General features: G+C 72.1%; 26 protein-coding genes and 1 pseudogene. 13 read left to right on the top strand and 14 right to left on the bottom strand.

The features are described 5' to 3' along the window. The 3 genes from ABLM29_RS11825 to ABLM29_RS11815 form a co-directional block, all read left to right on the top strand. Positions 1-258 (top strand): hypothetical protein (locus ABLM29_RS11825; protein WP_349714307.1); only part of this gene is annotated, 258 nt, incomplete at its 5' end. 58 nt (positions 259-316) lie between these two features. After that, complete coding sequence (locus ABLM29_RS11820; RefSeq protein ID WP_349714306.1) at positions 317-1318, top strand: TIGR00341 family protein; 1002 nt, start codon at positions 317-319, stop codon at positions 1316-1318. Positions 1319-1419: 101 nt separating this feature from the next. Further along, complete coding sequence (locus ABLM29_RS11815; RefSeq protein WP_349714305.1) at positions 1420-2916, top strand: M28 family metallopeptidase; 1497 nt, start codon at positions 1420-1422, stop codon at positions 2914-2916. Between the two features lie 93 nt (positions 2917-3009). On the opposite strand, the gene ABLM29_RS11810 is transcribed toward ABLM29_RS11815, so the two are convergent. After that, the gene (locus tag ABLM29_RS11810) at positions 3010-3648 is read right to left on the bottom strand and encodes a LysE/ArgO family amino acid transporter (protein ID WP_349714304.1); all 639 of its coding nucleotides are present in this window, start codon (positions 3646-3648) and stop codon (positions 3010-3012) included. Positions 3649-3673: 25 nt separating this feature from the next. Here ABLM29_RS11810 and ABLM29_RS11805 point away from each other — a divergent pair, with 25 nt between their 5' ends. Both ABLM29_RS11805 and ABLM29_RS11800 read left to right on the top strand, forming a co-directional pair. Then, entirely contained in the window at positions 3674-4600 is a 927-nt protein-coding gene (locus ABLM29_RS11805; RefSeq protein ID WP_349714303.1) for a LysR family transcriptional regulator ArgP, read from the top strand. 36 nt (positions 4601-4636) lie between these two features. Beyond that, complete coding sequence (locus tag ABLM29_RS11800; RefSeq protein WP_349714302.1) at positions 4637-5263, top strand: FMN-binding negative transcriptional regulator; 627 nt, start codon at positions 4637-4639, stop codon at positions 5261-5263. Positions 5264-5281: 18 nt separating this feature from the next. Here the strand turns inward: ABLM29_RS11800 and ABLM29_RS11795 are convergent, their stop codons facing one another. Continuing rightward, complete coding sequence (locus ABLM29_RS11795; protein WP_349714301.1) at positions 5282-6415, bottom strand: DUF2157 domain-containing protein; 1134 nt, start codon at positions 6413-6415, stop codon at positions 5282-5284. Positions 6416-6542: 127 nt separating this feature from the next. Next, a complete protein-coding gene (locus tag ABLM29_RS11790; RefSeq protein WP_349714300.1) occupies positions 6543-8390 on the bottom strand; it encodes a pyruvate kinase in 1848 nt (615 codons plus the stop codon). Positions 8391-8686: 296 nt separating this feature from the next. Between ABLM29_RS11790 and ABLM29_RS11785 the strand changes: the two genes are divergently transcribed. The 4 genes from ABLM29_RS11785 to ABLM29_RS11770 all read left to right on the top strand — a co-directional run bounded on the left by ABLM29_RS11785 (position 8687) and on the right by ABLM29_RS11770 (position 13324). Beyond that, positions 8687-9175: a flavodoxin domain-containing protein gene (locus ABLM29_RS11785; protein ID WP_349714299.1), complete on the top strand. Its 489-nt coding sequence runs from the start codon at positions 8687-8689 to the stop codon at positions 9173-9175. Between the two features lie 121 nt (positions 9176-9296). Further along, entirely contained in the window at positions 9297-9674 is a 378-nt protein-coding gene (locus ABLM29_RS11780) for a YciI family protein (RefSeq protein ID WP_349714298.1), read from the top strand. Then, positions 9671-10924: an RNA polymerase sigma factor gene (locus tag ABLM29_RS11775; protein ID WP_349714310.1), complete on the top strand. Its 1254-nt coding sequence runs from the start codon at positions 9671-9673 to the stop codon at positions 10922-10924. Before ABLM29_RS11780 ends, ABLM29_RS11775 begins: the two co-directional genes overlap by 4 nt. 312 nt (positions 10925-11236) lie before the next feature. Then, on the top strand, positions 11237-13324 hold the full coding sequence (locus ABLM29_RS11770; RefSeq protein WP_349714297.1) for an ICP22 family protein: 2088 nt from the start codon (positions 11237-11239) through the stop codon (positions 13322-13324). Positions 13325-13402: 78 nt separating this feature from the next. On the opposite strand, the gene ABLM29_RS11765 is transcribed toward ABLM29_RS11770, so the two are convergent. The 6 genes from ABLM29_RS11765 to ABLM29_RS11740 all read right to left on the bottom strand — a co-directional run bounded on the left by ABLM29_RS11765 (position 13403) and on the right by ABLM29_RS11740 (position 18785). Then, positions 13403-15544: a phage holin family protein gene (locus tag ABLM29_RS11765; protein WP_349714296.1), complete on the bottom strand. Its 2142-nt coding sequence runs from the start codon at positions 15542-15544 to the stop codon at positions 13403-13405. Between the two features lie 128 nt (positions 15545-15672). Then, the gene (locus tag ABLM29_RS11760) at positions 15673-15972 is read right to left on the bottom strand and encodes a hypothetical protein (RefSeq protein ID WP_349714295.1); all 300 of its coding nucleotides are present in this window, start codon (positions 15970-15972) and stop codon (positions 15673-15675) included. 324 nt (positions 15973-16296) lie between these two features. Further along, a complete protein-coding gene (locus ABLM29_RS11755) occupies positions 16297-16938 on the bottom strand; it encodes a hypothetical protein (RefSeq protein WP_349714294.1) in 642 nt (213 codons plus the stop codon). 24 nt (positions 16939-16962) lie between these two features. Further along, positions 16963-17085, bottom strand: coding sequence for a hypothetical protein (locus ABLM29_RS11750; RefSeq protein ID WP_349714293.1), 123 nt, complete (start codon positions 17083-17085; stop codon positions 16963-16965). A 7-nt stretch (positions 17086-17092) separates the two neighbouring features. After that, complete coding sequence (locus tag ABLM29_RS11745; protein WP_349714292.1) at positions 17093-17350, bottom strand: hypothetical protein; 258 nt, start codon at positions 17348-17350, stop codon at positions 17093-17095. Between the two features lie 310 nt (positions 17351-17660). Beyond that, the gene (locus tag ABLM29_RS11740) at positions 17661-18785 is read right to left on the bottom strand and encodes a hypothetical protein (RefSeq protein WP_349714291.1); all 1125 of its coding nucleotides are present in this window, start codon (positions 18783-18785) and stop codon (positions 17661-17663) included. A gap of 693 nt (positions 18786-19478) precedes the next feature. Between ABLM29_RS11740 and mobF the strand changes: the two genes are divergently transcribed. Continuing rightward, entirely contained in the window at positions 19479-22124 is a 2646-nt protein-coding gene (gene mobF, locus ABLM29_RS11735; RefSeq protein ID WP_349714290.1) for a MobF family relaxase, read from the top strand. Between the two features lie 32 nt (positions 22125-22156). On the opposite strand, the gene ABLM29_RS11730 is transcribed toward mobF, so the two are convergent. The 5 genes and pseudogenes from ABLM29_RS11730 to ABLM29_RS11710 all read right to left on the bottom strand — a co-directional run. Then, positions 22157-22519 carry a type II toxin-antitoxin system RelE/ParE family toxin gene (locus tag ABLM29_RS11730; protein WP_349714289.1) on the bottom strand — a complete coding sequence of 121 codons (363 nt, stop codon included), beginning with the start codon at positions 22517-22519 and terminating at the stop codon, positions 22157-22159. Continuing rightward, positions 22516-22803, bottom strand: coding sequence for a type II toxin-antitoxin system ParD family antitoxin (locus ABLM29_RS11725; RefSeq protein WP_349714288.1), 288 nt, complete (start codon positions 22801-22803; stop codon positions 22516-22518). Before ABLM29_RS11725 ends, ABLM29_RS11730 begins: the two co-directional genes overlap by 4 nt. Positions 22804-22825: 22 nt before the next feature. After that, positions 22826-23059, bottom strand: coding sequence for a DUF433 domain-containing protein (locus ABLM29_RS11720; RefSeq protein ID WP_349714287.1), 234 nt, complete (start codon positions 23057-23059; stop codon positions 22826-22828). Between the two features lie 47 nt (positions 23060-23106). Then, positions 23107-23535, bottom strand: a complete 429-nt coding sequence (locus tag ABLM29_RS11715; RefSeq protein ID WP_349714286.1) for a hypothetical protein — start codon at positions 23533-23535, stop codon at positions 23107-23109. 18 nt (positions 23536-23553) lie between these two features. Continuing rightward, positions 23554-23697: pseudogene (locus ABLM29_RS11710) on the bottom strand (helix-turn-helix transcriptional regulator); the annotation flags it as partial. A gap of 170 nt (positions 23698-23867) precedes the next feature. Here ABLM29_RS11710 and ABLM29_RS11705 point away from each other — a divergent pair. The 3 genes from ABLM29_RS11705 to ABLM29_RS11695 all read left to right on the top strand — a co-directional run bounded on the left by ABLM29_RS11705 (position 23868) and on the right by ABLM29_RS11695 (position 26289). Further along, positions 23868-24098, top strand: a complete 231-nt coding sequence (locus ABLM29_RS11705) for a helix-turn-helix domain-containing protein (RefSeq protein WP_349714285.1) — start codon at positions 23868-23870, stop codon at positions 24096-24098. 1 nt (position 24099) lies between these two features. After that, positions 24100-25230, top strand: coding sequence for a tyrosine-type recombinase/integrase (locus ABLM29_RS11700; protein ID WP_349714284.1), 1131 nt, complete (start codon positions 24100-24102; stop codon positions 25228-25230). Positions 25231-25482: 252 nt separating this feature from the next. Beyond that, complete coding sequence (locus ABLM29_RS11695; RefSeq protein WP_349714283.1) at positions 25483-26289, top strand: hypothetical protein; 807 nt, start codon at positions 25483-25485, stop codon at positions 26287-26289. Positions 26290-26451 lie beyond the last annotated feature (162 nt).

Genomic DNA, 26451 nt, shown 5'->3' with positions numbered 1-26451 from the left:
GGTGCCCGGAGCCTCGGCGAGCGGTTCGAGTCGGGCGGTGCCCAGCTCCTTCGGAGCCGCCTTCAGTTCGCCGGAGCGCTGTCGGTCGACCCGCTGTGGGGCCACGGCCTGGCGCTCGCGCTGGACGGCGCGCGGCGCTGGGATGACGACGGCTACCGGGACTGGTTGGCCGAGCGGGCCGAGGACCACGAGGCGGCGGCCCGGGCGACGTACGCGGACGCCGGGTTCGACCCGGGGGAGTGGGCGCTGAGCGCCTGACCGCCGCCGGCCGAGGACGACCCGTATCGCGGAGGCGCTCGGAGGAACATACTCAGGCATGGCCTACCAGATCCGCGGGAAGCTGCTGCCGGAGAACCAGCGCCGCACGTTGGAGGAGCTGACCGACGACCTCGACCTGCGGGCCGGCGACGTCCGAGCCAAGAGGTCGGCGTTCTGGACGATGCTGACGCTGTCGGCGGTGATCGCCTCGGCCGGCGTGCTCGGCGAGTCCACCGCCACGGTGATCGGGGCGATGATCATCGCGCCGCTGGCGACCCCGATCATGGGCATCGCGCTGGCGATCGCGAAGCGGGAGAGCAATCACGCGGGCCGCTACGTGCTGTCCGGATCCCTGCTCGTGGTGGGCATCGGCGTGGTCTTCGCGCAGGTTCTGCCGGTGGGGTACGTGCTGCTCGACAACCCGCAGATCAGCGGACGCGTCTCGCCGGGCGTGCTGGACATGGTGGCCGCGTTGGCCACCGGGCTGGCCGGGGCCGTGGCGCTGGCCCGCCGCGACGTGGCGGCGGTGCTGCCCGGCGTCGCCATCGCGATCTCCCTGGTGCCGCCGCTGGCCGTGGTCGGGATCTGCCTCGGGGTGGGGGACTGGGGGCTCGCCTTCGGCGCGACGCTCCTCTTCCTGTCCAACATCCTGGCGCTCGTCCTCGCCGGCGCGCTGGTCTTCGCCGTGCTCGGGTACGCCGACGAGGCCACGATCAGCCGCGGCCAGTCGCGTCGTCGGGCCTACCTCGTCCTCACGTCGCTGATGGTGGCGGTCCTCATCCCGCTGCTGGCCAACACGTTCGTCAACTACGTCTTCGCCAGCTACACCCGCACCGCGAAGGAGGTGGCGCAGGAGTGGATCGCCGACACCTCGGGCGCGGAGGTGACCGACGTCTCCGCCGAGGGCCTGGTGCTGGTGATCTCGGTGAAGGCGCCGGGTGACCTCCCCCCGATCGACGACCTGCGCACGGCGCTGGACGGGCGGGTGCTCGACGTGTTCGGCGTCCGGCTCGAGTCGACCGTCGGCACGAAGACCGAGGTGCGTCCGGCCGGGGGCTGACCGCACGATGGCCACCTGAGCGCCCTTCCCAACGGTTGACGTGACCCCTAGATTGCCGGGACGGCGTCAACGGGGACGCCGTCTTCTCGGTAGGAGTCCATGTGAGTTCGTTCCGCAGGTCAGCAGCACTCATCTCCGCGGCGGGTCTCGTCGCAGCCGGCCTCTCCGTCGCCGGCGGCGCCGCCACCGCAGCCCCCACCACCGGGTGCGACAACCGCACCAACGACAGCCTTCGCAAGGTCCTGGACTGCGTCACGCTCGACGGCGTCCTCGAGCACGAGGAGGCACTCCAGGCGGTCGCCGACGCCAACGGCGGCACCCGCGCGTCCGGCTCGACGGGGTACGACGAGTCGGCGGCGTACGTCGCGGACCGCTTGAGGAGCGCCGGCTACGACGTCAGCGTCCAGGAGTTCGACTTCGTCAGCTTCGAGGACCTCGGCGGCTCCGAGCTGGACCAGGTCTCGCCGCTCGCCGTCAGCTACGTCGAGGGCACCGACTTCGGCGCCACGCCGCAGTCGGAGCCGGGCGAGGTCACGGCGCCGGTGACGGCAGTCGACCTCGACCTCGGGCTGGGCAACGCCTCCACGAGCGGCTGCGAGCCCGAGGACTTCATCGGCTTCACCCCGGGCCACATCGCGCTGCTCCAGCGCGGCGCCTGCACCTTCCAGCTCAAGGCCGAGAACGCGGCGGCCGCCGGCGCGGTCGCGGTCGTCTTCTTCAACCAGGGCAACACCGACGACCCGTCGCGCACCGGCATCCCGGCGGTCACGCTCAGCGCCGGCTACACCGGCGGCATCCCGGCGCTCAACGCCACCTACGACCTCGGCGTCGACCTCGCGGCGACCCCGGGCCTGGTCCTGCACCTGCTGGCGAACGTGGTCCGCGAGACCACGACGACCGCCAACGTGATCGCGGACTCGCGGGGCGGTGACCCCGCCAACGTCGTGATGGCCGGCGCCCATCTGGACTCGGTCAACGAGGGGCCCGGCATCAACGACAACGGCTCCGGCTCCTCCGCCCTGCTCGAGGTGGCGGAGCAGGTGGCGAAGGCGGCGAACAAGGGCAAGCTGGCCCACCAGGTCCGGTTCGCCTGGTGGGGTGCCGAGGAGAGCGGCCTGGTCGGGTCGACGCACTACGTCAACGCGCTCACCGACGAGGAGATCGCGGACCTGGAGATGTACCTGAACTTCGACATGGTCGGCTCGCCGAACTACGGGCTGTTCATCTACGACGGGGACGGCTCCGGGTTCGGGCTGGTCGGACCCGTCGGCTCCGACGACATCGAGGCCCTCTTCGAGAAGTTCTACGCCGACCGGGGCATCCCGTCCGAGCCGACCGCGTTCAGCGGCCGCTCCGACTACCAGGCCTTCATCAACAACGGCGTGCCGTCGGGCGGGCTGTTCACCGGTGCCGAGGGCATCAAGACCGAGGAGCAGGCGGCCAAGTGGGGCGGCGTCGCGGGTGAGGCGTACGACTCGTGCTACCACCAGGCCTGCGACACGATCGACAACCTCAGCCACGAGGCGCTGGAGATCAACGCGGACGCGATCGCGTACGTCGTCTACCTCTACGCCTCCGGCCAGGCGTCGATCAACTAGCCGGTTCGACGCCCGCTCGGCCTGGACGGCCACCGGTGCCCGCGCGGCGCCGGTGGCCGTCCGGTCGTTCGCGCGGATTCGGCCGTCCGCGGCTCAGCCGAGCGCGAGGCGGACGGCGACGTAGAGCATCGTGCCGGCGATCGCGACCTCGAGCACCTGCCAGGCGCGCGGCTGCGCGAGCAGGGGAGCCAGCGCCCTCGCGCCGAGCCCGAGCCCGGTGAACCAGGCGACGCTGGCGGCGGTGGCGCCGATCGCGAACCACCAGCGGCCGTCGAGGCCCGCCCCGACGTCGCCCGCGTGCACGACGGCGATGGAGCCGAGGAGCAGCACCGTGTCGAGGTAGACGTGCGGGTTGAGCCAGGTGAGCGCCATCGTCCGGCCGATCACCGGCAGCCGGCCGTCGGTGCTCCGGGCTCCCGGGTCGTCCGGTGTCCCGGGGCCCAGCGCCTGCGGCCGGGCGGCCCGCCGCAGACTGGCCACCGCGTACCAGAGCAGGAAGGCGACGCCGAGCCAGCGGGCGACGTCGACCACCCACGCCGCGTCGTCCAGGAGGCTGCCGATGCCGCCCGCGCCGGACAGGATCAGGACGGCGTCGGACGCGGCGCAGACGGTGATCACGGCAACGACGTGCTGGCGGCGCAGGCCCTGGCGGAGCACGAACGCGTTCTGCGCGCCGATCGCGACGATCAGCGAGCCACCGGTCACGAAGCCGGCCATCAGGGGCGTCCACACGCCGTCGACGCTAGGCGCGCCCGGGATGAAGCGCCAGCGACTCTTCCTGCACATGGTGAAGCAGTGCTTAACTCGCCGGGTGCGCTTCGACCCCGACCAGCTCGAGACCCTGATGGCGATCTCCGAGGAGGGCAGCTTCGAGGCCGCAGCCCGCCGCCTGCACGTCACGCCGAGCGCGGTCAGCCAGCGGGTCCGGGCCCTGGAGGCGGCCGCGGGCACCGTGCTGGTCACCCGCGCGGCGCCCGCAACGCCCACCGAGGCGGGGGAGCCGCTCCTCCGCCTCGCCCGCCAGCTGCGCCTGATCGCCTCGGAGGCCGAGGCGGCGCTGGCGACCGGGCCCGTGCTCGACGTGGCGATCGCGGTCAACGCCGACTCGCTGGCCACCTGGTTCCGGCAGGTGCTGGCCGCGGTCGCGGACCGGCCCGGCACGGCGCTGCGGTTGAGCGTCGAGGACGAGGGGCACTCCCACGAGCTGCTGCGCCGCGGCGAGGTGCTGGCGGCGGTGACCCGCGAGCCGCGCCCGGTCCAGGGGTGCTCGGTCGAGCCGCTCGGCGTGCTGCGCTACCGGGCGGCCGCCGCCCCGTGGTTCCTGGAGCGGCACCGGCGCGGCCCCGGCATCGACTGGGCGGGCGCCCCGCTGCTGGTGTTCAACGAGAAGGACCTGCTGCAGGACGAGGTGCTGGCCGCCCACGGGGTGGGGCGCCCTCCCGTCGTGCACCGGGTGCCGAGCAACGCCGACTTCCTCGCCGCCGTCGAGGCCGGCCTCGGCTGGGGGATGATCCCGCACCCGCAGCTCGCCCCGGCGGTCGCGGACGGCCGCCTGGTCGCGCTCGCGGGCGCCCGGCCCGTCGACGTACCGCTCCACTGGCAGCGGTGGCGCCTGACGAGCACCGCGCTGGACCAGGTCACCGACGACGTACGGCGGGCGGCCGCCGCGCTGCATCGCCGCTGAGTCGCACGAGCTCCGGGGCGGCGTAGGGTCCGCCCTGTGTACGTGCCTCCAGCCCACCGCCTCGACGACGACGCCGAGCTCCGCGCGCTCGTCGCGGGCGTCGGTGCCGCCGAGCTGATCACCACGGCGGCGGACGGCTATCCGCTGGCCACCCTGCTGCCGATCGTCTGGGACGGCGACCGGGTGATCGCCCACCTGGCCGCGGCCAACGACCACTGGCGCCACATCGAGGACGGCGCGCCCGCGCTGCTGGTCTGCCGCGGGGCGCAGGCCTACGTCTCGCCGAGCTGGTACGCGGCGAAGGCCGAGCACGGCCGGGTGGTGCCGACGTGGAACTACTCGGCGGTCCACCTGCGCGGGCGGGTGCGGATCCACCGCGACGCCGAGTGGCTGCGCGACGCGGTCACGCTGCTGACCTCCGTGCACGAGGGTCGGCGCGAGGCCCCCTGGCGGGTCACCGACGCCCCGGAGCGCTTCGTGGCCGGCCAGCTGCGCGGCATCGTCGGGGTGGAGGTCGCCGTCGAGGCCGTCGAGGGCAAGGCGAAGCTCAGCCAGAACCGCTCGGAGGCGGACCAGCGGGGCGTCGTCGACGGGCTCCGGGCCGCGGGCGGGGCCGAGGAGGCGGCCGTCGCCGAGCAGATGGTGGCGCGGCTCGACGGCTGAGCCCGGCGGGCGCGACCGTCAGGCGAGGCCGATCACCACGATCGTCGCCAGCACCGCGAGCGCCACCGCCGCGGCGGCGTACGACGCGACGCGCGCGTCCCCGACTGACAGGTCCCGCCCGCCCGCGGCCTCCGTGGCACCGGTACGGCGCCGTGCGATCCACAGCGCGGCCAGCACCATGCCACCGCCCACGAGCAGCAGCGCCACCGGCGCCGCGAGCGTGTCGGGGAACCAGATCGACACCGACTCCGGGAGCACCATCAGCGAGCCGACCGCTCCCACCGCCAGCAGCACCAGGTCGCGGAACGCGACGGCGAGGAGGACCACCGAGGCGGCGGTGGCCAGCGCCAGCACCACCCCGGCGTCGGCCGGGAAGGTGGTCATCGCGCCGACGACCATCGCCGCGGCCGCCGCCGGCAGCACCGCCTGGCGCGGGCCGAGCAGCCCACCCCAGCCGAGCAGCAGCCAGACCCCGGCCACGCCCCACACGCCGAGGCCGGGCAGGGAGTAGTTGTCGGGGAAGACCTGGACGACGGCGGTGGCGGCGGTGATCATCAGCATCACCATCGCCGCGGCCTGCTGAAGGAATCCGTGGCGCATCGTCCACAGCGCCGCCGCCCAGACGGCGGTCACCGAGGCGACCGCGAGCCCGACGGCGCTGTCGTCGAGGTCCATCACGTCGACGGCGAAGACCCCCATGAACCCGGCGACCGCGCCGGTCGAGGCCAGCCACAGCACCGAGCGCAGCCGGTCACCGGCCTCACCCAGACCTGGGGGCACGACGAACCCGCCGGCCACCAGGGCGGCGGCCGCCGTACCGATCAGGGCGAGGCGGGTCGCCGTGGACAGGTCCTCCCAGTAGAGCGCGCCGACCATGATCGCGCCGACCAGGACGATGACGCCGCCGAGGTAGCCGAGCGCCTCGACGGCCAGCGACGTGGCGCGCCGGTGGTCCTCGGCCGTGGGCGCGGGCACAGGCGCGGCTGCGGGCAGGGTGACGCGCACGTCGCCCTCGGCGCGCATCCGGGCGGCCTGCTCCTCGGTGATGATCCCGGCCCCCACCCACCGGTCCACGAGGACCGACAACTGCGTGGCAGGCGCCCTGACCTGCCGGGTGATCCGGTGTCCGTTGGACGAGCTGACGTGGGTCATGGCGCACCTCCTCGTGCCCTACCCCCATCCTCCCGCGGGGATGCGGCCGCGGCACGGGGCGAAGGTCCCCGCCGGCCGGCCGAGGGGCCCTGGTGATCCGTCCCGGTGGTGTCTCGGGCGCGGGCCCTCAGTCCGACCAGGAGCCGATCCGGCGCAGCAGCCGGTGGCTCTTTCGCTGCACGCGGCCCATCCGGTGCAGCACGCTGTCGAGCGTGGTGATCGCGTCCAGGATGTAGGGGCCCTTGTTGAGCATCACGCACTCCGCCCGCTGGGCCTCGGCGGCGTCGACCATCTCGGCCCGCGACGGAACGCCCCGCTTGGCGAGGGACTCCAGCACCTGCGTCGCCCAGATCACCGGCACGTGCGCGGCGTCGCACAGGGACATGATCTGGTGGGGCACCTCCGACATCCGCTCCCAGCCGATCTCGGTCATCAGGTCGCCGCGCGCGATCATCACGCCGAGCCGGGGCCAGCGCAGGCCGTCGAGGAGGATCTCGGGCAGGTGCGCGAAGCCCTGCACGGTCTCGATCTTGAGGACCAGGCCGAGGTGCTCCCCACCGCGCACGGTGAGCTCGCGCCGCACGTGCGCCACGTCGGCCGCGCTGCGGACGAAGGAGAGCCCGACCACGTCGGCGTGCTCGACGACCGTCGGGAGGGCGTCGAGGTCGGCCTCGGTGAGGGCCGTGACCGGCAGGTCGGTGTCGGGGAGGTTGATCCCCTTCTCCGCGCCGAGCCGCTTGCCGCCCGGCGGGGTGCGGGTGATCCGCACCCCGATCTCGTCCTCGCCGACGCGCTCGACCACACCCGTGATCTCGCCGTCGTCGAACAGGATCCGGTGCCCGAGCCGCACCGCGCCGAAGACCTCGGGCAGGGTGCACCCGATCCGCGGCGGCGTGGCGAGCGGGTCGGCCGGGGTCAGCGCGCGGGTGAGGATCAGGAGGTCGTCCGCGGCGAGCCGGATCCGCCGCTCGGCCCGGGGCAGCGGCCCGACGGTGGTGACGTCGTCGTCCACCCGCAGCGTCATCCCGGGGACGAGGTAGCTGGTGCGGTCTCCGGCGGCCACCGCCCAGCCGTCCCCGACCTCGACGACGTCGTAGTCACGCTGCCGTTCGCGGGTGTCCTCGAAGTCGATGAGGTCGCCGACCGCGAGCCGGGCCAGCCAGGACGGGTCGACCGGGACCGGCACGGCATCGGCGGGCGCGCCCGCGAGCGGGCGGGCGTCGGGGCCGGGGGCGGTGTCGGGGTCGGTGCTGGCGTCCGTGCCGGCGTCGGTGCCGGCGGTCAGCCACAGGTGACCCGGCCGCGTCGGCCGGCCGAGGTCGTCGCGCTCCGGGCGCACCCGGACCACCGCCGGCCCCGGGGCGATCGGGCCCGTCCGCAGCTTCGGGCCGCCGAGGTCCATGTAGACCCGCACCGGCCGCCCGGTGGCACGGGCCGCGGCGCGGACGTGCCGCGCCATCGCCGCCCACTCGTCGGGGCCGTCGTGGGCGCAGTTGATCCGCGCCAGGTCCATCCCGCGGTGGACGAGGTCGCGGACCAGCGCCGGGTCGTCGGCCGCCTCGCTGGGCAGCGTCACCATGATCCTGGCCGCGCGTCCGCGCGGCGGCGGGCCGAGGAGCGCGTCGGCGTGCTCCCACAGCAGCTCGTCGCCGGCGTCGATCGCGTCGTTGATCCCGGCCAGGTCCCACGGGCCCGGCTCGCCGTCCAGCGCCCCGAGCGCCGAGCGCGCCGCAGCCAGCTTCGCCCGCACGTTGGCCTCGGCCGTGGCCAGCGAGGTCACCCCGATGTCGGTCAGGTCGCCCTGGAGGTCGCGCAGGTCGTGGCGGCGCAGCTCGGCGTAGTGGACGAGGTTGACCGCGCCCGCCCGGTGCCGGGGGTGGCACCGCTCGATGACCGGGGCGTTGGCCTCCTCGGCCTTCGTGAGCGCGCGCGTCAGCTCGTCGACCTGGGCAGCGAGGGAGCCGACGTCCTGCACGGTGACCACGCTAGGGGCTGCTGGTGAAGCGTGGGCGAGCGTCGGGCGACGTACCGGCGACCGGCTGACGCGTCCGGCCCCGGGCTCGATCCTGTGTGCCCGTGTCCCCAAGTGGCGGGTAGTCCCTGACGAAAAGCACCCGATATCCGCCGTGGCGGGTGCTTTTCGTCAGGGACTACCCCGCGCTCGGCGGTCGGCGACACACGACTGCGGCCCCCGGACGGCCGTGGCGAAGGTCCCACCGAGCGGGCGTCTCGGCCCTACCGGTCCCGGCGGCGCGGGGTGAGCCTGGAGGCATGAAGGCACTGGTGGTCTACGGCTCGAAGCGTGGCGGTACCAAGGGGCTCGCCGAGATGCTCGGCGCGGCGCTCACGGAGCAGGGGATCGAGGTGACCGTGCGCTCCGCCGCGGTGCGGACCGGGGACGTGGACACCTACGACGCGGTGATCATCGGCGGCGCCCTGTACGCCGGCCGCTGGCACAAGGCCGCGCGGCGGTTCGTGCGGATCGAGGCCGAGAAGCTGCGGGGCACCCGCGTGTGGCTGTTCAGCAGCGGCCCGATCGGCGACGAGGCCCCGCCGGCGAGCGAGGCCGAGCCGGTGGCGCACGTCCGCGCCGCGATGGAGAAGGTCGGCGCCATCGACCACGCGACGTTCGGCGGCCGGCTGGAGCCGGACGCCAAGGGCTTCCCCGCCAACGCGATGGCCAAGAAGATGGCCGGCGACTGGCGCGACGAGGAGGCCGTCAGCGCGTGGGCGAAGGGGATCGCCGCCGCCCTGGCCTGACGACGGCCTGACGACGGCGCGTGAGGACCCGCGCGGCGTTTCGTCGCTGATCCGTCGATTCCCGGACCGCTCGCCCGTCACCTCGGTGACAGAGCACGTCACAACGGGAAGGATCACCACCATGACCACGTACGTCGTACTCCTGCCGGGCGACGAGAACGCCTGGGAGGCCATGAGCGGCGAGGAGCAGGCCGCCGTCTTCGCCAAGCACGAGCAGTTCGGCAAGCAGCTCGCCGAGCGGGGCCACACCGTCACCGGTGGCGCCGAGCTCACCCACTCCCGCACCACGAGGAAGGTCGGCCGCGGCGCCGACGGCGCCGTCCTCGTCACCGACGGCCCGTACGCCGAGACCGTCGAGCAGCTCAGCGGGTTCTACGTCGTCGAGTCCGACGACGTCGAGGACCTGCTGCAGGTCTGCGCGATCCTGGCGGACGCCGGCGGCCCGCCGATCGAGGTGCGTGCGACCACCGAGAACGTGGTCGACCCGGACGGGGACTGATCGCCGCGGCGCGCGACCCGCACGCCTCGGCCACGGCGGCGCTCGAGGCGGCGCTGTGCGACGAGTGGGGTCGGCTGCTGGCCCTGCTCGTCGCGCGGTTCCGCCGGCTCGACCTCGCCGAGGACGGCCTGGCGGAGGCCTTCGAGGCGGCGGCACGCACCTGGCCGCGCGACGGCGTACCGGGCAACCCGGCGGGCTGGCTGCTGACCGCCGCACGCCGGCGGGTCATCGACCGGCTCCGCTCCGAGGAGGTGCTGGCCCGGTCGATGCCGCTGCTCGCGGTCGAGGCCGAGGTCGCCGAGGAGGCGCAGCGGGTGATGGCCGACCCCGGCGACGAGTTGCTCGACGAGCGGCTCCGGCTCGTGCTGCTGTGCGCGCACCCGCAGCTGACGCGGGAGGCGGCGGCCGCGCTGACGCTGCGGCTGGTGCTGGGCATCAGCACCGAGGACGTCGCCCGCCTCTTCCTGCAGAGCACGCCCACGATGGCGGCGCGGCTCACCCGCGCCCGGCGCAAGGTCGCGGGCGAGCGGTTCGGCGTGCCGGGCGGCGACGAGCTGCTCGCTCGGGTCGCGGTCGTCGCGGACGTCGCCTACCTGGCGTTCACGGCCGGCTACGCGCCGGGGTCCGGGCCCGACCTGGTGCGCGCCGAGCTCGCCGGCGAGGCGATCCGACTGGTGCGCGTGCTGCGCGACGTCGTCCCGTACGACGACCCCGACCTTGCCGCGCTGCAGGCTCTGATGCTGCTCCAGCACTCGCGCCGTCACGCCCGGTTCGCCGACGGCGCCGTCGTGCTGCTGCCGGACCAGGACCGCTCCCGGTGGGACCACGCGGAGATCGTCGAGGCGATCGACCTCCTGCTGCCGCTGACCTCCGCGACGCCGACGCCCTACCTGCTCCAGGCGCTGATCGCCGCCGAGCATGCCACCGCCGCGAGCGCCGAGGAGACGGCGTGGCACCGGATCGTGGCCCGGTACGACGAGCTGCTCGCGCTCGGCGACAACCCGGCCACCCGCCTCGCCCGGGCCGTCGCGGTGGCCGAGGCCGACGGCCCGGCGGCCGGGCTCGACGCGCTGGCGGGGATCGCGGTGCGCGGGCACCGGCTCCCCGCCGTACGTGCCGAGCTGTTGGCGCGGCTCGGCGACGCGGACGCGGCCCGGGCGTCGTACGACGCCGCCATCGCGCTGTGCGGCAACGAGCCCGAGCGGGCGCACCTGGTCTCGCGTCGCGAGGCGCTTCCACCCGTGGGGTGACGCCGCCCGTCGGCGTCGTCTCGGGCCGTTCCGAAATGTGATGCAGATCTCTGTAACGCGGGGGGTGCCGATTACGCGCCCGAGTTACTCCGGAGTAGATTCACTGGTGCCCAGAGACGAACCTCACTTCGTGAGTCGCCTGGGCAATGCTCGGCCGTACGGGCCCAGCAGGCCAGTCGGAGCCCTCCAGCTTGACTTCGCTCGGAGCCCGTCAGCAGTTCTCGGGTGACTGCCGACCGGTCGGGTGCATCAGTCACCCCGGCGACCTTCGCCGCCGGGGCGTCGAACGACCCTGCCCGAGGAGCACCACAAGTGAAGAAGAGCCTGGCCGCATCCGCGGTCCTGAGCACCAGCCTGACCTCCGTCGCCCTGGTCGCGCCGGCCCTCCCGGCCGCCGCCGCCGACCAGACCTGCACCGCCGACTCGGTGCAGCTGATCGAGGTCGTCCCCGCGGTGACCCACACCGAGTCGCAGTACTCGAAGACCGTCACCGTCCCGGCCGTCGGGTCACCGACGAAGATCGTCGACAACCCGGACTACGTGCCCGCGACCACCGAGGTGGTCCAGCACCCCGCCGAGTACGCGACCGTGGTGGTCGAGCGCGAGTTCACCAAGACGACCCCCGGCACCACGATCGTGCACTGGTTCAAGGTCGAGAACGCCCCCGACGAGCACTCGGAGTGGACGCCGACCGGCAACGTCCGGACCGAGGAGCGCGAGGTCAAGGCCGCCTGGGAGGAGACCGTCGCGGTCCCGGCCCAGGGCGAGCCGACCATCGAGGTCGCCAACCCCGACCACGTGCCCGCCTCCGTGAGCACCGTCTACTACAACGGCAAGGTCGGCGGCACCACGGACCCGGCGCAGGCGGCGTGGGTGCGGTACACCCCGACGGGCTGGCCGCAGGTCGTCGACACCCGCACCGTGACCGACGCCCCGGAGTCCTACGTGTGCGACTTCGAGAAGCCGGTCACGACGCTGACCAACGGCTCGGCGCTGGTCCGGCCCGGCTACGCCTTCCGGCTGACCTCGACCGACAACGACCGCGTCGTGCGGACCGTCGGCAACGTCTACCAGGACGGCGCGCTGTTCAAGTCCTTCCAGGCGGCGGGTGACGCCCTCGAGGTCCCGGTGACCTTCGCCGACGGCACCTACACGCTGCGCTACAACTCCAAGGACGCCGCCGGCAACATCGCCACCACCGGGAACTTCACCTTCGTCGTCGACGGCACCGCCCCGACGGTGACCGACAAGGGCACCGAGGGCGCGGTGGCGCAGGCCAAGTCGTTCAAGCTGTTCGACGTCAACAAGGTCGACAAGGTCGTCATCAACGGGGTGACCAAGGACCTGACCGACAACAAGTGGTCGGACGTCAACGACATCCGTCCCGGGGTGTTCGGCGCGGTCGAGGGCACCAACACGATGGAGGTCTACGACGTGGCGGGCAACGTCACCACCGTGACCTTCACGCTGGACAACGAGGGCCCGACGGTGACCGACAAGGGCACCGAGGGAGCGGTGGCGCAGGCCAAGTCGTTCAAGCTGTTCGACGCGAACAAGGTCGACAAGGTCGTCATCAACGGGGTGACCAAGGACCTGACCGACAACAAGTGGTCGGACGTCAACGACATCCGTCCAGGGGTGTTCGGCGCGGTCGAGGGCACCAACACGATGGAGGTCTACGACGTGGCGGGCAACGTCACCACCGTGACCTTCGTGCTCGACACCACCGGGCCGGCCATCACGGAGAAGGAGGGCTCGTCCGCCGCGGCCCGTTCGTTCTCCCTCGACGACCTCGAGCTGGGCAGCGGCGTCGCCGGCGTCCGGATCAACGGCGTGGACTACCCCCTCACGGTGAACCGATGGTCCGACGTCAACGACCTCATCGACGGCAACTTCTGGGGCGCCCTGGCCGGCGAGAACACCCTCGTCGCCTATGACGCGCTCGGCAACGAGACCACGGTGACCTTCACCCTGGACGCCTCGGTGACCACCGGCGAGGCGGACGGCGGCCCGGACGAGGAGACGACGACCCCGGGGTCGGACGGCTCGGAGCCGGGCGCCTCGGACGACGCGACCGACGGGGACGACGAGAGTGCGCCGGAGGGCGACACCTCCGAGTCCGACGGGGCAGATGAGTCCGAGGACACCGTCGAGTCCGACGACACCGTCGAGACCGACGAGACCGACGAGACGACGGACGTCGAGGGCGCCGAGGAGGCCATGAACCTCCCGCCGTCGCTGCCGGCCACCGGTGGGGACAGCTACTCCGCCGACCAGGCGGTGACGGCCGCCGCGGCGCAGACCGGGGGCACCTCGTCGCTCCCGCTGATCGGCGCGGGCCTGATGGTCCTGCTCGCGGGGGCCGGCGCGGGCGCCCTGGCCCGGCTGGTCCGCCGCTGATCCGCGGCTGATCCGCGCACCGGCCCCACCGGACGCCCCTCGCGGCGCTCCGGCGGGGCCGGTGTCATTCCGGGGGTGTCATTCCGGGGGAGCGGAGTGCGAGGTGCGGGCGCGCAGCTCGGTGCGCTGACCGAGGTCCTCCAGCCACCCGACCAGGACCCGGTGGAGCTCGTCGGCGCCGACGATCATCTGCTCGGGTGCCGGCAGGCCGATCGGGTGCACCAGCATCGCCCGGTCCTGCCAGCCGCCGAGCCCGCCGTGGCAGCCGACCAGGCCTTCGAACGCGGCCACCTCACCGAGTTCGTCGACGAAGCTGTTGACGTACAGGTCCGGGGTCTCCGGCATGCTCGCGGCGCGGAGCACGAACTCCGGGGCCTCCGGGCCGAACGGCGCCAGCGGGTCCTCGCCGACGACGACCCCGTCGCGCACCCGGTGCTCCCCACCGGCGCCGAACGCGACGGGGCCGTGGTCGGCGGTGTCGACCACGACGAAGCCGACCCCGGGGTGGGTCGCGAGTCCCGGCACGAGCGCCGGGAACCGGTCGGTGAGCTCCTGCAGGGTGAGCCGGTGGTCCTCGCCGGCGACGTAGACCAGGCCGAGGTTGCCCGACCCGAACACCAGGAACTCGGCCTCCTCGCCGCCGTCCGCTCGGCCGGCGGCCTCGGCCGCGTGCGCGTCGTCCGTCGGGGCGAACGTCATGTCCGACATCCGCTGCGACGTCCGGGCCAGCGCGCGCCCGAGCACCGAGTCCTCGCTGCCGGAGGAGGCCAGCACCGACTGCACCGAGCCCGCACCCTCGGAGTTGCGGTCGGTGCCCATGGCCGAGGCCTGCGCCAGCCGGCTGACGACCGAGGCCAGGTCCTCGCCGTACCGGTCGGCGAAGGTGGCGCCCTGCGACTGGCCGTGGTCGGACAGGACGACGAGGTGGTACTGGCGCGGCGCGACCTTCGCGACCTGCTCCAGCCGGCCGAGGATCGCGTCGATCGCGGAGAGCGCCGCGACCGCCTCGGGGCGGACCATGCCGACGTGGTGGGCGATCCCGTCGTAGTCCACGTAGTCGACGTAGATCGACCGGCGGCCCTTCAGCATCGCATCGGCCACCAGCGAGGTGTTGAGGTCGCGCAGCACCCCCGCCAGGGCGGCGCGCTCGGCCACGAAGCCCCGGCCGCGGTGCACGCGCGGCTGGATGTCGCGCCGGATGGCCCGGCGGGACTGGAAGATCTCGCGCACCACCTCGCCGATCATCAGCGGGATGCTTCGGGCCAGGCCGTTGGGGCTGGCCAGGAAGCTGGCGAGCGCCGCCCGCGTCTCCTTCGTCTCCTGGGTGCGCTGCACCGCGCTCATCGTGACGTACGCCGTCGGCGCGTCGCCCGTGAACAGGTTGCTCACCGACACGCCGTCGTCGGCCAGCAGGCCGAGCCCGTCGGAGTGCCGCTCCTCGATCAGCGCGGCGTCGGCGGGCTTGTTGGCGACGTACACCTTGCCCTCGGCGCGGTCGACCCAGCGGAAGGCGGGGATGCCCTCGATGGTGCCGTGCAGGATCCCCATCTGGCTGGCCGGGGTGGTGGCGGGGAGCTTGGGCCGCCACTCGGCCATCCGGTACTCGCCGGACCGGATCCAGCGCGAGAGCGTGGGCAGCGTCCCGGCCCGCACGTGCCACTCCAGGACGGGGTAGGGCACGCCGTCCATCTGGACGAACAGGATCCCGGGTACGTCGGGGTCGGGGATCGTCACGGGCCTGCGCCGCGCCCGCCGCAGCATCTTCGCGGTGACCGCGTCCTCGGTGCCGGCGGTGGCGATCCAGGCGAAGGCGAGGCCGACGGTGGCGATGATCCACGAGGCCACCAGCGCCCCGAGCAGGCTGTCGTCCATGCCGGTCTCGCCGAGCACCGCGAGCCAGATGATGAACGCCTGCCCGAAGATCCCGGCGAGGGCCGAGCCCACCCAGCCGAGGTAGACAGCGAGCCGCACGAGCACCGGCCGGAGCAGGAACCCCCAGATCGCGACGTTGAGCGCGACGCTGAACGCCCGCCACCACTCGCCGATGCTGAACCCCGGCACGATCCACGAGGCGACCATGACGCCGATCGTGCCGCCGACCAGGCCCATCGCCGCGCGGCCCACGTCGCCCAGCGTGAAGTGGGGGCGCCACCAGCGCCGCCTCTGCTCGGACGCCCCGTCCTTCGCCATCTTGTCCTCGGCCACCCTGTCCTCCGGCACCGGACCCCTCAGCGCGTCGTTCGGCCAGCGTGGCGGCGGTGCGCGCCGGCCCGCCGCTCGTGGTCTGATCAGGCCGAGCGTCGCGCATGAGCTGCGGGCGCGGCAAGGGCGGTCTCAGCGGATCGAGCCTAGGCGCCCAGCGAAGCGGCCCCGGCGACCAGGAGGCCCAGGACGGCTGACGCCGCGACGATGCCTCTGCGGACTGTCGGCGTGGGTCTCACACGACGCCAGTCGGCGATCGACCCGCCAAGCACCAGCACCGTGAGAACGACGATGAACAAGCTGTCGGACAGCTCCAGCGAGGACGAGAGGGCGAGGCTCAGGAGGACGTAGGCGACGAGGTACGGGATCGACGTCACCGCGTAGAGGGATCCCACCCTCTGCCACGCGGCGTCGAGCTTCTCGCGCTGATTCGCATGGGATGGCATCTGTCGGCCTTTCTGAATCCCACTTCCCCGATGGGGCACGACGACGATGTCGGCAGCCGGGGCTCTCGAGGTGCTCGGATGCACCGAGGCGGGAGCGATCGGCAACCTAGGAGAACCGCGGTGCGGGGTCAACGACGTCTTCACAGCCGAGTGCTGAAGGGACGGGCTGGCCTGTAAGCCGGGCCGGGTCAAGCGCCTCGTTTCGGCTCGGGTGGTCTCGGGCGAATGTGCTTTGACCTGCGAATATGTGATTCGGTGGCGCCGGCTTTCATGGGTGTTCGTGGTCTGCGTGCGGACTGTGTGCGGACTGAAATCGGCGCCGGGTCAGCGGCTGAGGACCTCGACGACGTACGCGTTGTGGTCGGAGAGCCGGCCCTCGTCGAGGAGCGCCGAGTGGTGCTCGACCTTCGTCTCCCAGGTGGACGGTACGGCGATGTGGTCGATCGACGACAGCCCTTCGATCTGGTGCTGGGCATCGGCAGTGGGGGCGCGGAGCTTGAGGTCGTCGAGGGCCTCGATGATCCTGCCGCGCCCGGCCTTGGAGCCGGCGTGCTCGGTGCCAACCAGGGCGTGGTTCCAATCGCCGCCCCAGACGGTAGGGGAGTGCTTCGCGATGGCGTCGACTGCCTCAACCGTGCGTTCGAAGGTGGTCGCACCGACCCAGGGCTCGCGCGATCCGCAGGCGCGCCAGGGGAGGATCGACGAGCAGAGCCGGAGGTCGTCGTACTCGACCATCGCCGAGGCCCCGTGCGGGTCAGGCAGCGGATCGTGCGCGCGGGCCGTCCAGATGCCGGCCCAATGGCGCCGGCGGGCCATCAGGAGGTCGGTGACGTGGCCGTGCCTGTCGGTGAGGTCGACGCGGTCGGAGACCTCGGTCAGCAGGAGGACCTCGCAGTCGAGGTCGTCCAGGAACTGTCGGTGCTGCTCGCTCCAGCGGCCGGCGAGGTTCCATGTTCCGATTCGCACGGTGTGATCATCGCGTCTGGCTCGTCAACCCGCCCCGAACTTGCGCGCGCTCACTGGAGCAAGGTCGACGTACCGGCGGCGCGCCAGCATCGCGTGGGGGATCAGCTCGTTCGCGAGCCGCTCGGTGGCCGCACTGTATTCCGGCACCAGCAGCTCATCGATCCGTCTTCGGTCGACACGAGCGCTCGACGATGTCGGGTTGGTCCGCACTCATCGGGGCGTTGCGCTCCTCGGCGTTCGCCCACTCGCCGGCGGCTGCAGGCACGGCGACGAGTTCCTGGGCGGGGACCGGCATCTTCTGCGCTCGCGGCACCCTGACCGACGGCGCGGCCGTGGCCGGAATGCCATTGATGGCTTCATGGAAGATCGCCCGGTCGAAGGCGCGGATGAGGATGCTCCGGCGCTTGTGCATATGCCGGCGCTGTCCAGCGAGGCCCGGATCGCCGCCGTCCGGACATGTCGAACCTGGCATGCGCCGAGAGGGTGCCATCCTGGTGCTGTTCAGGACCCCGCAGCCGCTGGAGCGGTAGTTCCCCGACCTCGCTGGGGCCGCCCCCGGAACGCTCCATCCGCAGTCCAGATCACCGCGGCTACTCGCAAGGATGGCTAGGTGGCCACGTGGCCACATGGCCACAGGGCCGGCTTCGAAGGCCGAAGTGCGCCTTCGTCGAGGGGAGCCCTGCGCGCCCGCCGATATTGACGGCGGGCGCAGTTGGTAGCTCTTAGTCTTCGAGGTGGTCGGCACCCGGTCCGCCGCGGAGCCAGTCCCGCCCGGGGCCCCCGACGAGCAGATCGGAGCCGGGGCCGCCACTGAGCCAGTCGGTACCGGCCTCGCCGAATGCTGAGTCAGCGCCGGTCCCCGTGATGATTCTGTCCTCGCCACCGCCACCGCAGACGAGGTCATCGCCCGCTCCGCTCGCGACACGGTCATCACCACTGCCGGCGACGATGACGTCATCACCGTGCGTTCCGCGGAGGACGTTCGACGCCCCGTCGCCGAACACAGTGCCAGGGCGACCGCGGCACTGCGTGCGTCGCCACGCTGCGGGCTGCCCCGACGGCACGGTGGTGAGTCTGTGGACGCCGGTGCCATCGAGTCGGATGGAGTACAGGTGCGGCTGCCCACCAGCTTGCCAGCGTTCGAAAGCGATCCTTCGCCCGCCGCCGAGCCAGGTTGGCGACAAGTTCTGCCCGGGCAGGTCGGTGACCTGCCTGACCCGCTTGGTGATCGGGTTGAGCAGGTGGATCTGCCACCTCCCGCTTCGCCGGCTTTCGAACGCGATCCGACGCCCGGTGGGGGACCATTCGGGGCCTGCGGCCCCCTCGTCGCTGGTCACGCAGTTCTTGGCCTTCCCCGACGTCACGCGGTGCAGTCGGGTGCCATCCGTGGCCATCAGCCACACCTGGCAGCCGCCGCCGACCCACCTGCCCATCGCCAGCCAGCGCCCGTCAGGCGAGAAGCTGGGATAGCGCTCGCTGGCGGGGCCGAACGTCAACTGCCGCTGGTCGGTGCCATCTGTGCGCATCGACCACAGATGGGTGTGCCGGACGTCTTCCTCCTTCATGAACACGATCTGGCTGCCGTCGGGGGAGACGACGCCCCCCAGTTGGTTGTTGTCCTCGGGAGTCAGATCGACGGTGCGGGTTGCATCGAGTCGGGTGACGGCGACGTCCCACCCGGTGCCGCACCCGTTGGTGAGGTAGATCAGCTGCTTCCGGTTGGGGAACCACTGGGGCTCGTAGTTCGGGTTGGCGCACGACCCAGCCGCCACGGGGAGGTCGGTAAGGGATCCGTCCGCGTGCAGGAGGACCACCTTGGGGACGTCTACGCGGGTGAAGGCGAGCATGATGGGGGAGTCTGCGGTCTGCTCGGACAGACGTGACACCGGAGCATCGGAGCCGGCTTTGAGGGCAGTGGGAGTCGTCGCGGCAGGAGCCGCCAACATCAGTACGCCAGCCAGACCGCCGGCCACGGTCGCCACGACTTCTGATCGGGGGCGCCGGCGGCGCGCGAGACTCATCTGGGCGCCTCCTCTGAGCGGGTGGCTGACATGTTTCAGCCTCGGCGGGTCAGGGTGTAGGGCACAACGTCCCTGCTCTCCTTGTGAGGCACCTCGGCGGGTGCGGCCAGGTGAGCCCGTGACCAGCCCCAACATTCATGAGCCAGCCAAGTCGCGGGGGACCGGGTACCGATTGCCTTGAGTCGTCCACGGCCTGGCGCGGACTTCGGTGGTGCGGGCGCCGCCCAATGACAGGCGGCAGTGGCCGTTCATGCTGCGGTAGCCCTTTCCTCGGCAGGTGGGCCCAGCGAGACGACGCCTGAGATAGGGAACCCCCGATGCCATCGGGCATAGCCACGGATCCCCACGCCGCCATCACCAGCCATTAATGGCCCAGGAATCACCGTCCGCTCCCACGCTCTACGACCTCCCCAGCAAGCGGCACGCATGCTACGAACGTAGGTGAGGTCAGGGGTACGTCGAACCGCATCTGACCTGCTATTTCGTGGTTGTCGACGGTTGTTGAGGGGGTGTCTCGGGGTGCATGGCGGGCTGAAGATCTATCGCGGCAGCGCCGCGGCCGCGCGCCACTATGTCGAGTCGGACCGGTCGCGGGCCGACGACTACTACCTGGCCGAGGGCAGTGGGCTGGCCGAGAGGTTCGTCGCGACACCGGAGGGCGTGGGCCGGGCGCCCTCGATGGACGGCGACGAGTACGAGCATTGGGTCGCCGGGTACGACCTGGAGACCGGCGCCGCGAAGGGACGGCTGCGCACCGACGACCAGGCGGTGAGGTTCGTCGAGGTCACCGTCAACGGTCCGAAGACATGGTCGCTCGCGGCCGCGCTGCACCCGGAGATCGCCGCCGCGCACGACGCCGCCCAGGACCGGGCGGCGCGGCAGATCATTGCCTGGATCGCGCAGCACGCCACCACCAGGGTCGGTCCCCGCGGCCGACAGGTACAGGTGCCGGTGGAGCAGATCGAGGCCGCGGTCGTGCGGCACTACACCTCCCGCGCCGGTGATCCCCACCGACACCTTCACCTGCAGGTCAACGCTCGGGTCTTCGCCCAGGGCCGGTGGCGAGGCATTCACACCGTCGGGATCCGCGACAGCCTCGAGGCGATCAACGGGATCGGCCACGCCGCCGTCATGACCGATCCCGAGTTCCGCGCGGCGCTTGCGGCGTACGGCTACCACCTCGACCCCGAGTCGGGCGAGGTCGCCGAGCTGGCGCCGTACGCCGGCGCGTTCAGCGCCCGCGCGCGGCAGATCGTCTCCAACGTCGACCGGTACGAGGCCGAGTGGCGGGCCGACCATCCCGGCGAGGAGCCCGGCCCGACGCTGCGCCGGACCTGGGACCGGCGTGCGTGGTCGGATGCGCGGCCGGACAAGGTGGTCCCGACCTCCGGCGCCGACCTGGCCACTCGGTGGGTCGAGGAGCTGCGAGACCTCGGCTTCCGCGCGCCGAGGGGACCGGCACCGGTCGCGGCCACGAAGTTCGCCAGCCTGGAGCCGAACGTTGTCGCGGCCGAGGTCCTCGAGCGACTCGGCGCGCGCCGTTCGGCCTGGAACGAGGCGGACGTGCGCGGCGAGGTCGAGAGGCTGGTCGCCGCTGCGGGGGTGGTCGTCGAGGCGCCTGCACGTCGGGAGCTGGCCGAGCTGCTGACCGCGGTCACCGTCTCCAGCTCGACACGGCTGATGGACCGCGACGACGTACCCGAGCACATCCGGGCACTCAGCTCGCCGCGCGTGGTCGGGGTCGAGCACGACCTGGTCCAGCGGATCTGCGGCCGCGCCGACACCGACGCGGCCCGCCGTGCAGCCACGGCACGGATCGAGTCGCGACTGGCGCTCGGACTCGACGACGACCAGCGCCGCGCCGCCGCCCACCTCGCCGGGACCTTTCGGCTGTTGGTGATCGAGGGCGCGGCCGGCGCCGGAAAGACCGCCACTCTGACGGCCGCCCGGGCGGCATTACTGACCAGGGGGTCGACGGTCGAGCGTGATCGACGGATGGTGGTCGTGACCCCGACACGGAAGGCGTCCGCCGTCGCGGCTGCTGACACCGGCGCCGCCGCGCACCCGGTGGCCTGGCTGCTCCGTCAGCACGGGTACCGCTGGGACGACACCGGACACTGGCACCGCCTCGACGCCCAGCCCGGACCCGAAGGACGCCTGCGCCCAGGTGACCTGCTGGTGGTCGACGAGGCCGGGATGCTTGACCAGGACTCCGCCCGCGCGCTGCTCGAGGTGGCCGACGAAGCCGGTGCCCGTCTCGCGCTGGTCGGCGACCGTCACCAACTCCCGGCGGTGGGCCGCGGGGGAGTGCTGGACCTGGCCGCCCGGTACGCGCCCACGCTCGCGCTCGACGGCGTCCACCGGTTCGCCGACCCCGCCTACGCAGAGCTATCGCTGCAGATGCGCCGGGGCGAGGACGACGCCGCGACCTTCGACCGGCTTCACGCTCGCGGCGAGATCGTCACCCACGCCGACCCGATCGCGTGCGCAGTCGCGCTCGCTCGGGAGGCGATGGGCGGCAGCCTGGTCGTCGCCGACACTCGCGAACAGGTCGCCCAGATCAACGCGCTCGTCCACGAGTGCCGGGTCCGCACCGGCGAAGCCAGCGACGACCTGGTGACTGCGGCGGGGGAGCGGATCGGTGTCGGGGACCGGATCGCGACCCGTCGCAACGACGCGGCCGCCGACGTCGCGAACCGGGAGGCCTGGACGGTCGTGGACTGCGACCGGGGCGCACTGGCCATCGAGGGGGAGCGCGGCCGGCGTGAGCTGCCGGCGGCGTATGTTCGCGAGCACGTCGAGCTCGCCTACGCCACCACCGCCCACGGCGCCCAGGGCAGCACCGTCCCGACCGCGCACGTCCTGGTCGGCGAGCCGTCCGGCGCCGCGTCGACGTACGTCGGGATGACTCGCGGCCGCGACCGCAACGTCGCGCACCTGGTCGCCGACAGCGTTGACGACGCACGCCGCCAGTGGGTAGAGGTCTTCGGACGCGACCGCGCCGATCTTGGGCCGGCTCACGCCGCGCGCCGGGCGGGAGAAGCGATGGAGCGCTACGGCTCGAACGTCCCGAAGCGGCCGGTCCCAGACCCGTTCGACCGTCCACGACTCCCCGCGTCGCGCGACGGTCGCTCCCCGAGGGCGGGGCAGAGCATCGGCTTCTGACGCATGGTCGACCGTTGGCGGTCGCCCGATTCTCAGCGCCAGTCGGCCGTCTCGTCCAGGTGTCGGAGCGGATCCATCGATTCATGGAGAACCCGGCCGACGACGAGTCCGGCTTGGGTCCAGCGGCAGACCAGTAGGTGCCGGGGCCGGCGGACAGCGCCGCCTCGTGCGCGGTGGGCGCTCTGAGCGAGGTGCCACGTCACGACGTCGGGTCCGAGTTCGGGTCGGGCTCGGAATCCGACACCGTCGCGGTGCTCAGCGGCGTGCCGGATGGCCGCGACGAGCAAGGCGGCGTAGCGCTGGCGGGCGTCGTCCCCGAACTCCTCCTGCGATCTGCGGAGGATCTCGACGATGTCCTGCTCGGCGGCGTGGCTGAGCCGGAAGGTGCTCGTCAACGCTGTTCGGCGGCGTGCGCCGCGGCATCGCTGAGTCGAGCGATGTGATCGTCCAGGCTGGCGTCGTCGAGATCGGTGTAGCGGCCGGCCTCGACGTCGTCCCAGCCCTTCTGGGCGGCGTCGCGGAACGCCTGCAGTCGGGTCTCGAAGGCCCGTTCCTCGCGCTCGAGGAGGCGCAGGCCTTCGCGAAGCACCTCGCTGGCGTTCTGGTACTTGCCGGCGGCCACGAGCGCCGCGATCAGCTCTTCCTGGCGCTCGGTGAGCACGACGTTGCGTGTTGCCATGACGACCACCTCCGATGGCAGTTTATGCCAGTCCGTCGACGCCGGTCGAGCGGTGACCGTCGCGGGTCGCCGCGTACGCCAGGCAGGCTCGGATGTCCTCAGCGGTCAGGTACGGGTAGTCCTCGAGGATCTCGGCCTCGTCGGCGCCGGTCGCGAGCAGCGACAGGACGTCGGTCACCCGCATCCGGGTTCCGCGGATCGCCGGGCGTCCGTGGACGACCTCGGGATCGATGGAGATGCGGTCCAGCAAGGACATGCGTCGACGATAGCCAGGTCGCAGATCTGAAGCAGCGGACTTCTGGCTCATCCCTGGTCGCTCTCCAACGGCGCATACGACCGCACGGTCGCGCCGGACCCGTACGCCGCCGTCTCCGGCGCCTCCGCCACCGCCATCACGTCGGTGATCGTGCTGGCGCCGTACCGCTCCACGGCCGGCTCCCACGCCCGCCGCAGCTCGGCCGGGAGATCCAACTCGTCCCACAGGTCGACGAGGAAGCCGCCGTCGAGCCACCGCACCATCATGTGCGGGATAGTCGAGACGATCAGCGACTCGTAGCAGCGCCGCCGGTCGTCGCGGTCGCGCAGGTCCCACTCGACGTACCCGTCCGGTGCGCTGGATCTCGGCACCCGGATCGTGGCGAACAGGTCGGGTGGGAGCACCTGCCACAGCTGCGTCGGCACCCAGTACGTCCGCCCCGACGCCAACCGGCGCTGCTGCCAGTCGACGAGCATCCGGACACCGAGCTCCAGGTCGAGGACCTCGAGGATCCGGGCGGTGACGTCGAGCGAGGGTGACTTCTTGCCGCGCTCGTACGCCGAGAGCGTGGACTGCGACGTACCGGCTCGCCGCGCCAGCTCGGCCTGGGACAGCCCGGCCCACCGGCGCGCGTTCAGGAGGAGGCGACCGCGTTCGATGCGATCGACGATACCCGATCGAATCTATTCGGCGGTGGGGATGCCTGCGTACCTACCTGTCGACGCACCTCTCCACAGACGACCGTCCCGAACTGGCGGCGCCGGGCGGCGGGGTGCACAACGGAAACCATCCACTCGACGGAGGCATCATGACCACCACCCCGAAGCACGTCCCGTTCCCCGAGCGCGACGCCGAAGAGCTGCTCACCCTCGCCGAGGTCGCCGACATCCTGCGCATCCCGATCAACACGCTGCGCTGGTGGCGCCAGATCGGCAGGGGACCGGAGTTCTTCCACATCGGCCGCCGCTTGGTGACCACCGTCGGCGACGTCCGCCGCTACATCCGCGAGGCCCGCCGTACCGACCCGATCGCGCGCTGAGATGGCCAGCATCCAGAAGCGCCCGGACGGCCGGTGGCGCACCCGGTACCGCGACCCCGTCGGCAAGGAGTTCTCCCGGCACTTCACCCGCAAGGTCGGCGCCCAGCGCTGGCTCGACGAGACCACCGCCGCGATCGTCACCGGTCAGTACGTCGACCCCAACGCCGGCCGGATGCTGTTCCGCCAGTACGCCGAGGGCTGGCGTGCCGCCCAGGTCCACCGCCCGACGAGCGAGGCCCACGTCGAGACGACGCTGCGTCGCCACGTCTACCCGTACTTCGGCGACAAGCCGATCGCCAGCATCCTGCCCTCGGAGATCCAGGCCTGGGTCAAGCGCCTCGCGGCCGAGCCCGTCACGGCCAAGGGCAAGCCACTCTCGCCGGCCTCGGTCGGCGTCGCCCACGGCATCGTCTCCACGATCTTCCGCTCCGCGGTTCGGGACCGACGGATCGTGGCGAACCCGTGTGAGGGGACGCGGCTGCCGCGCGCCGAGCGGCGCCGAGTCATGCCGCTCACAACAGCGCAGGTGGAGGCGCTCCGGGAGGCGGTGCCGCCGGAGTTCCGTTCGCTGGTGGTGCTCGCCGCCGGCACCGGGATGCGCCAGGGCGAGATCTTCGGCCTCACCCGGGACCGGCTCCGGCTCCTCGGCGCCAACCCAGTCGTGGTCGTCGACCGCCAACTGCTGACGCGCATCCGCGCCGGCACCGAGTTCGGGCCGCTGAAGACGCGGGCGAGCTACCGGACGATCCCGCTGCCCGCGGTGGTCGTCGCTGCACTGAACGACCACATCCCTCGGTACGACGTCGCCGAGGACGGGCTGATGTTCACGCTCTGCGGCCAACCGATCACGCGGCAGGCGTTCGGACACGTCTGGCGCGGCCCGGCTCGCTCCGTCGGGCTGAACATCCACACCGGCACCGGGATGCACGCCCTGCGGCACTACTACGCGTCGCTACTGATCCGGTACGGCGAGTCGGTGAAGACCGTCCAGGCCCGGCTGGGGCACGCGTCCGCGGCGGAGACGCTGGACACCTACTCGCACCTGTGGCCTGATTCCGAGGAGCGGACGCGGGAGGCGATCGACTCGGTGCTCGGGGGTACGGACGACGGTGTGGCGGATGCGGGCGCCTGACGCCCGGCGGTGGGTGTCCATTGCCTCGGCAATGCGTTGGGCACCTCTCGCTGCGCGGCTACGGAGTGTGGCGCACCGGCCCAGGTCAAGATGTCACCGATCCCTGCTGCAGACGCGTCCACCGGACCGCCTCAATCCAGTCCGCGGCGAGATTCGGGTCCCTCCTCCGGGTCCAGCCACTCGTGTTGTTACCTTGCCGCCGTGTCGCTACCTCCTCCGCCTCCGCCGTCACCGCCGGGCACGATCAAGTACATGCATCAGTCCGTGAAGGTCCTCAGGGGCCGAGAGGCGGCGAAGATCGCGGAGTTGGCAGGGGAGGGGTGGGAGCTCACTGGGCAGCGCCAAGGACCGCTTCGGACCGAGCTGAGCTTTCGGAAGGAGCAGCCGGAGTCGGCTTTCGCCAAGTTGCTCTCGTGGTTCCGGGCCCTGGCTCCCGCGACCCGGAAGCGTTTCGTTATTGCGATTGGTGGACTGGGCGCAGCGCTGGTGATCGTGGTTGCCGTCGCGCTGCCAGGGGGCGATGGGAACGGGGAGCCCGAAGCGGTCGCGGACGAGCAAAAGGCCGCCGAGCCTTCGCCCGTCACCGGCAGCGTGCCCACCGAGGAGGCCTCGCCGATACTGTCGGAGCCCGATCCCTATTCCTACAAGGGGCCGCAGTATAAGGTGGTCATCGAGGAGAAGGTGCCTGCCGCGGGCAATCTGACGTACTACTGGATTGTCACCAAGCCCGAGTTCGATTTCTCGACCAAGGCCTACAAGGCCGAGGTGAAAGCGATCCTTGCTGACGTTGCTTACGAGCACGGCACCTCCGATTTTCTCGCCTCGGTGGTGACCAACGAGGAGATCGCTCAGGCTGAGGCGATCTCCACCTGGGAGGACTTCGCTGCCGAGCGCGGCGACGACTACGTGGTCAACACCATTCCCGCGATGGAGGTCGACGGCTGGGTCGCCAGCTACGTCGGCGGATTCGACTACGACACTGGCAAGAAGAGCGATGAAGTCTACGAGATCCTCTGGCGCCCGTACGCGACCAGCGAGCTCGAGGACTGGCAGCCCTAGCCTCGAACGCCTGCATGTACGGCCGACCTTGACGTCACCCGACGAATCGCACGTCGGACGGTCCCGCGCTGAGCGTGCCCCGCGCGGCGCTGCACGCAGCCCGGCTCGCCGCCGACGCGCAAGCGTCGGCGTTCGTTCGTCCACCCGCACCCCGAGCTCAGT

Origin of the sequence: Nocardioides sp. YIM 152588 (assembly GCF_040191335.1) — a bacterium.
Lineage (GTDB): Bacteria > Actinomycetota > Actinomycetes > Propionibacteriales > Nocardioidaceae > Nocardioides.
The sequence above is the reverse complement of the archived record's forward strand: the minus strand, read 5'-3'. Positions and strand labels throughout refer to the sequence as shown.

Coding starts and splice junctions, on each gene's coding strand:
- ABLM29_RS11820 (WP_349714306.1), top strand. CDS start 317: ATGGCCTACCAGATCCGCGGGAAGCTGCTGCCGGAGAACCAGCGCCGC.
- ABLM29_RS11805 (WP_349714303.1), top strand. CDS start 3,674: ATGAAGCGCCAGCGACTCTTCCTGCACATGGTGAAGCAGTGCTTAACT.
- ABLM29_RS11795 (WP_349714301.1), bottom strand. CDS start 6,415: ATGACCCACGTCAGCTCGTCCAACGGACACCGGATCACCCGGCAGGTC.
- ABLM29_RS11785 (WP_349714299.1), top strand. CDS start 8,687: ATGAAGGCACTGGTGGTCTACGGCTCGAAGCGTGGCGGTACCAAGGGG.
- ABLM29_RS11780 (WP_349714298.1), top strand. CDS start 9,297: ATGACCACGTACGTCGTACTCCTGCCGGGCGACGAGAACGCCTGGGAG.
- ABLM29_RS11760 (WP_349714295.1), bottom strand. CDS start 15,972: ATGCCATCCCATGCGAATCAGCGCGAGAAGCTCGACGCCGCGTGGCAG.
- ABLM29_RS11745 (WP_349714292.1), bottom strand. CDS start 17,350: ATGCACAAGCGCCGGAGCATCCTCATCCGCGCCTTCGACCGGGCGATC.
- ABLM29_RS11740 (WP_349714291.1), bottom strand. CDS start 18,785: ATGCTCGCCTTCACCCGCGTAGACGTCCCCAAGGTGGTCCTCCTGCAC.
- ABLM29_RS11725 (WP_349714288.1), bottom strand. CDS start 22,803: ATGGCAACACGCAACGTCGTGCTCACCGAGCGCCAGGAAGAGCTGATC.
- ABLM29_RS11720 (WP_349714287.1), bottom strand. CDS start 23,059: ATGTCCTTGCTGGACCGCATCTCCATCGATCCCGAGGTCGTCCACGGA.
- ABLM29_RS11715 (WP_349714286.1), bottom strand. CDS start 23,535: ATGCTCGTCGACTGGCAGCAGCGCCGGTTGGCGTCGGGGCGGACGTAC.
- ABLM29_RS11705 (WP_349714285.1), top strand. CDS start 23,868: ATGACCACCACCCCGAAGCACGTCCCGTTCCCCGAGCGCGACGCCGAA.
- ABLM29_RS11700 (WP_349714284.1), top strand. CDS start 24,100: ATGGCCAGCATCCAGAAGCGCCCGGACGGCCGGTGGCGCACCCGGTAC.
- ABLM29_RS11695 (WP_349714283.1), top strand. CDS start 25,483: ATGCATCAGTCCGTGAAGGTCCTCAGGGGCCGAGAGGCGGCGAAGATC.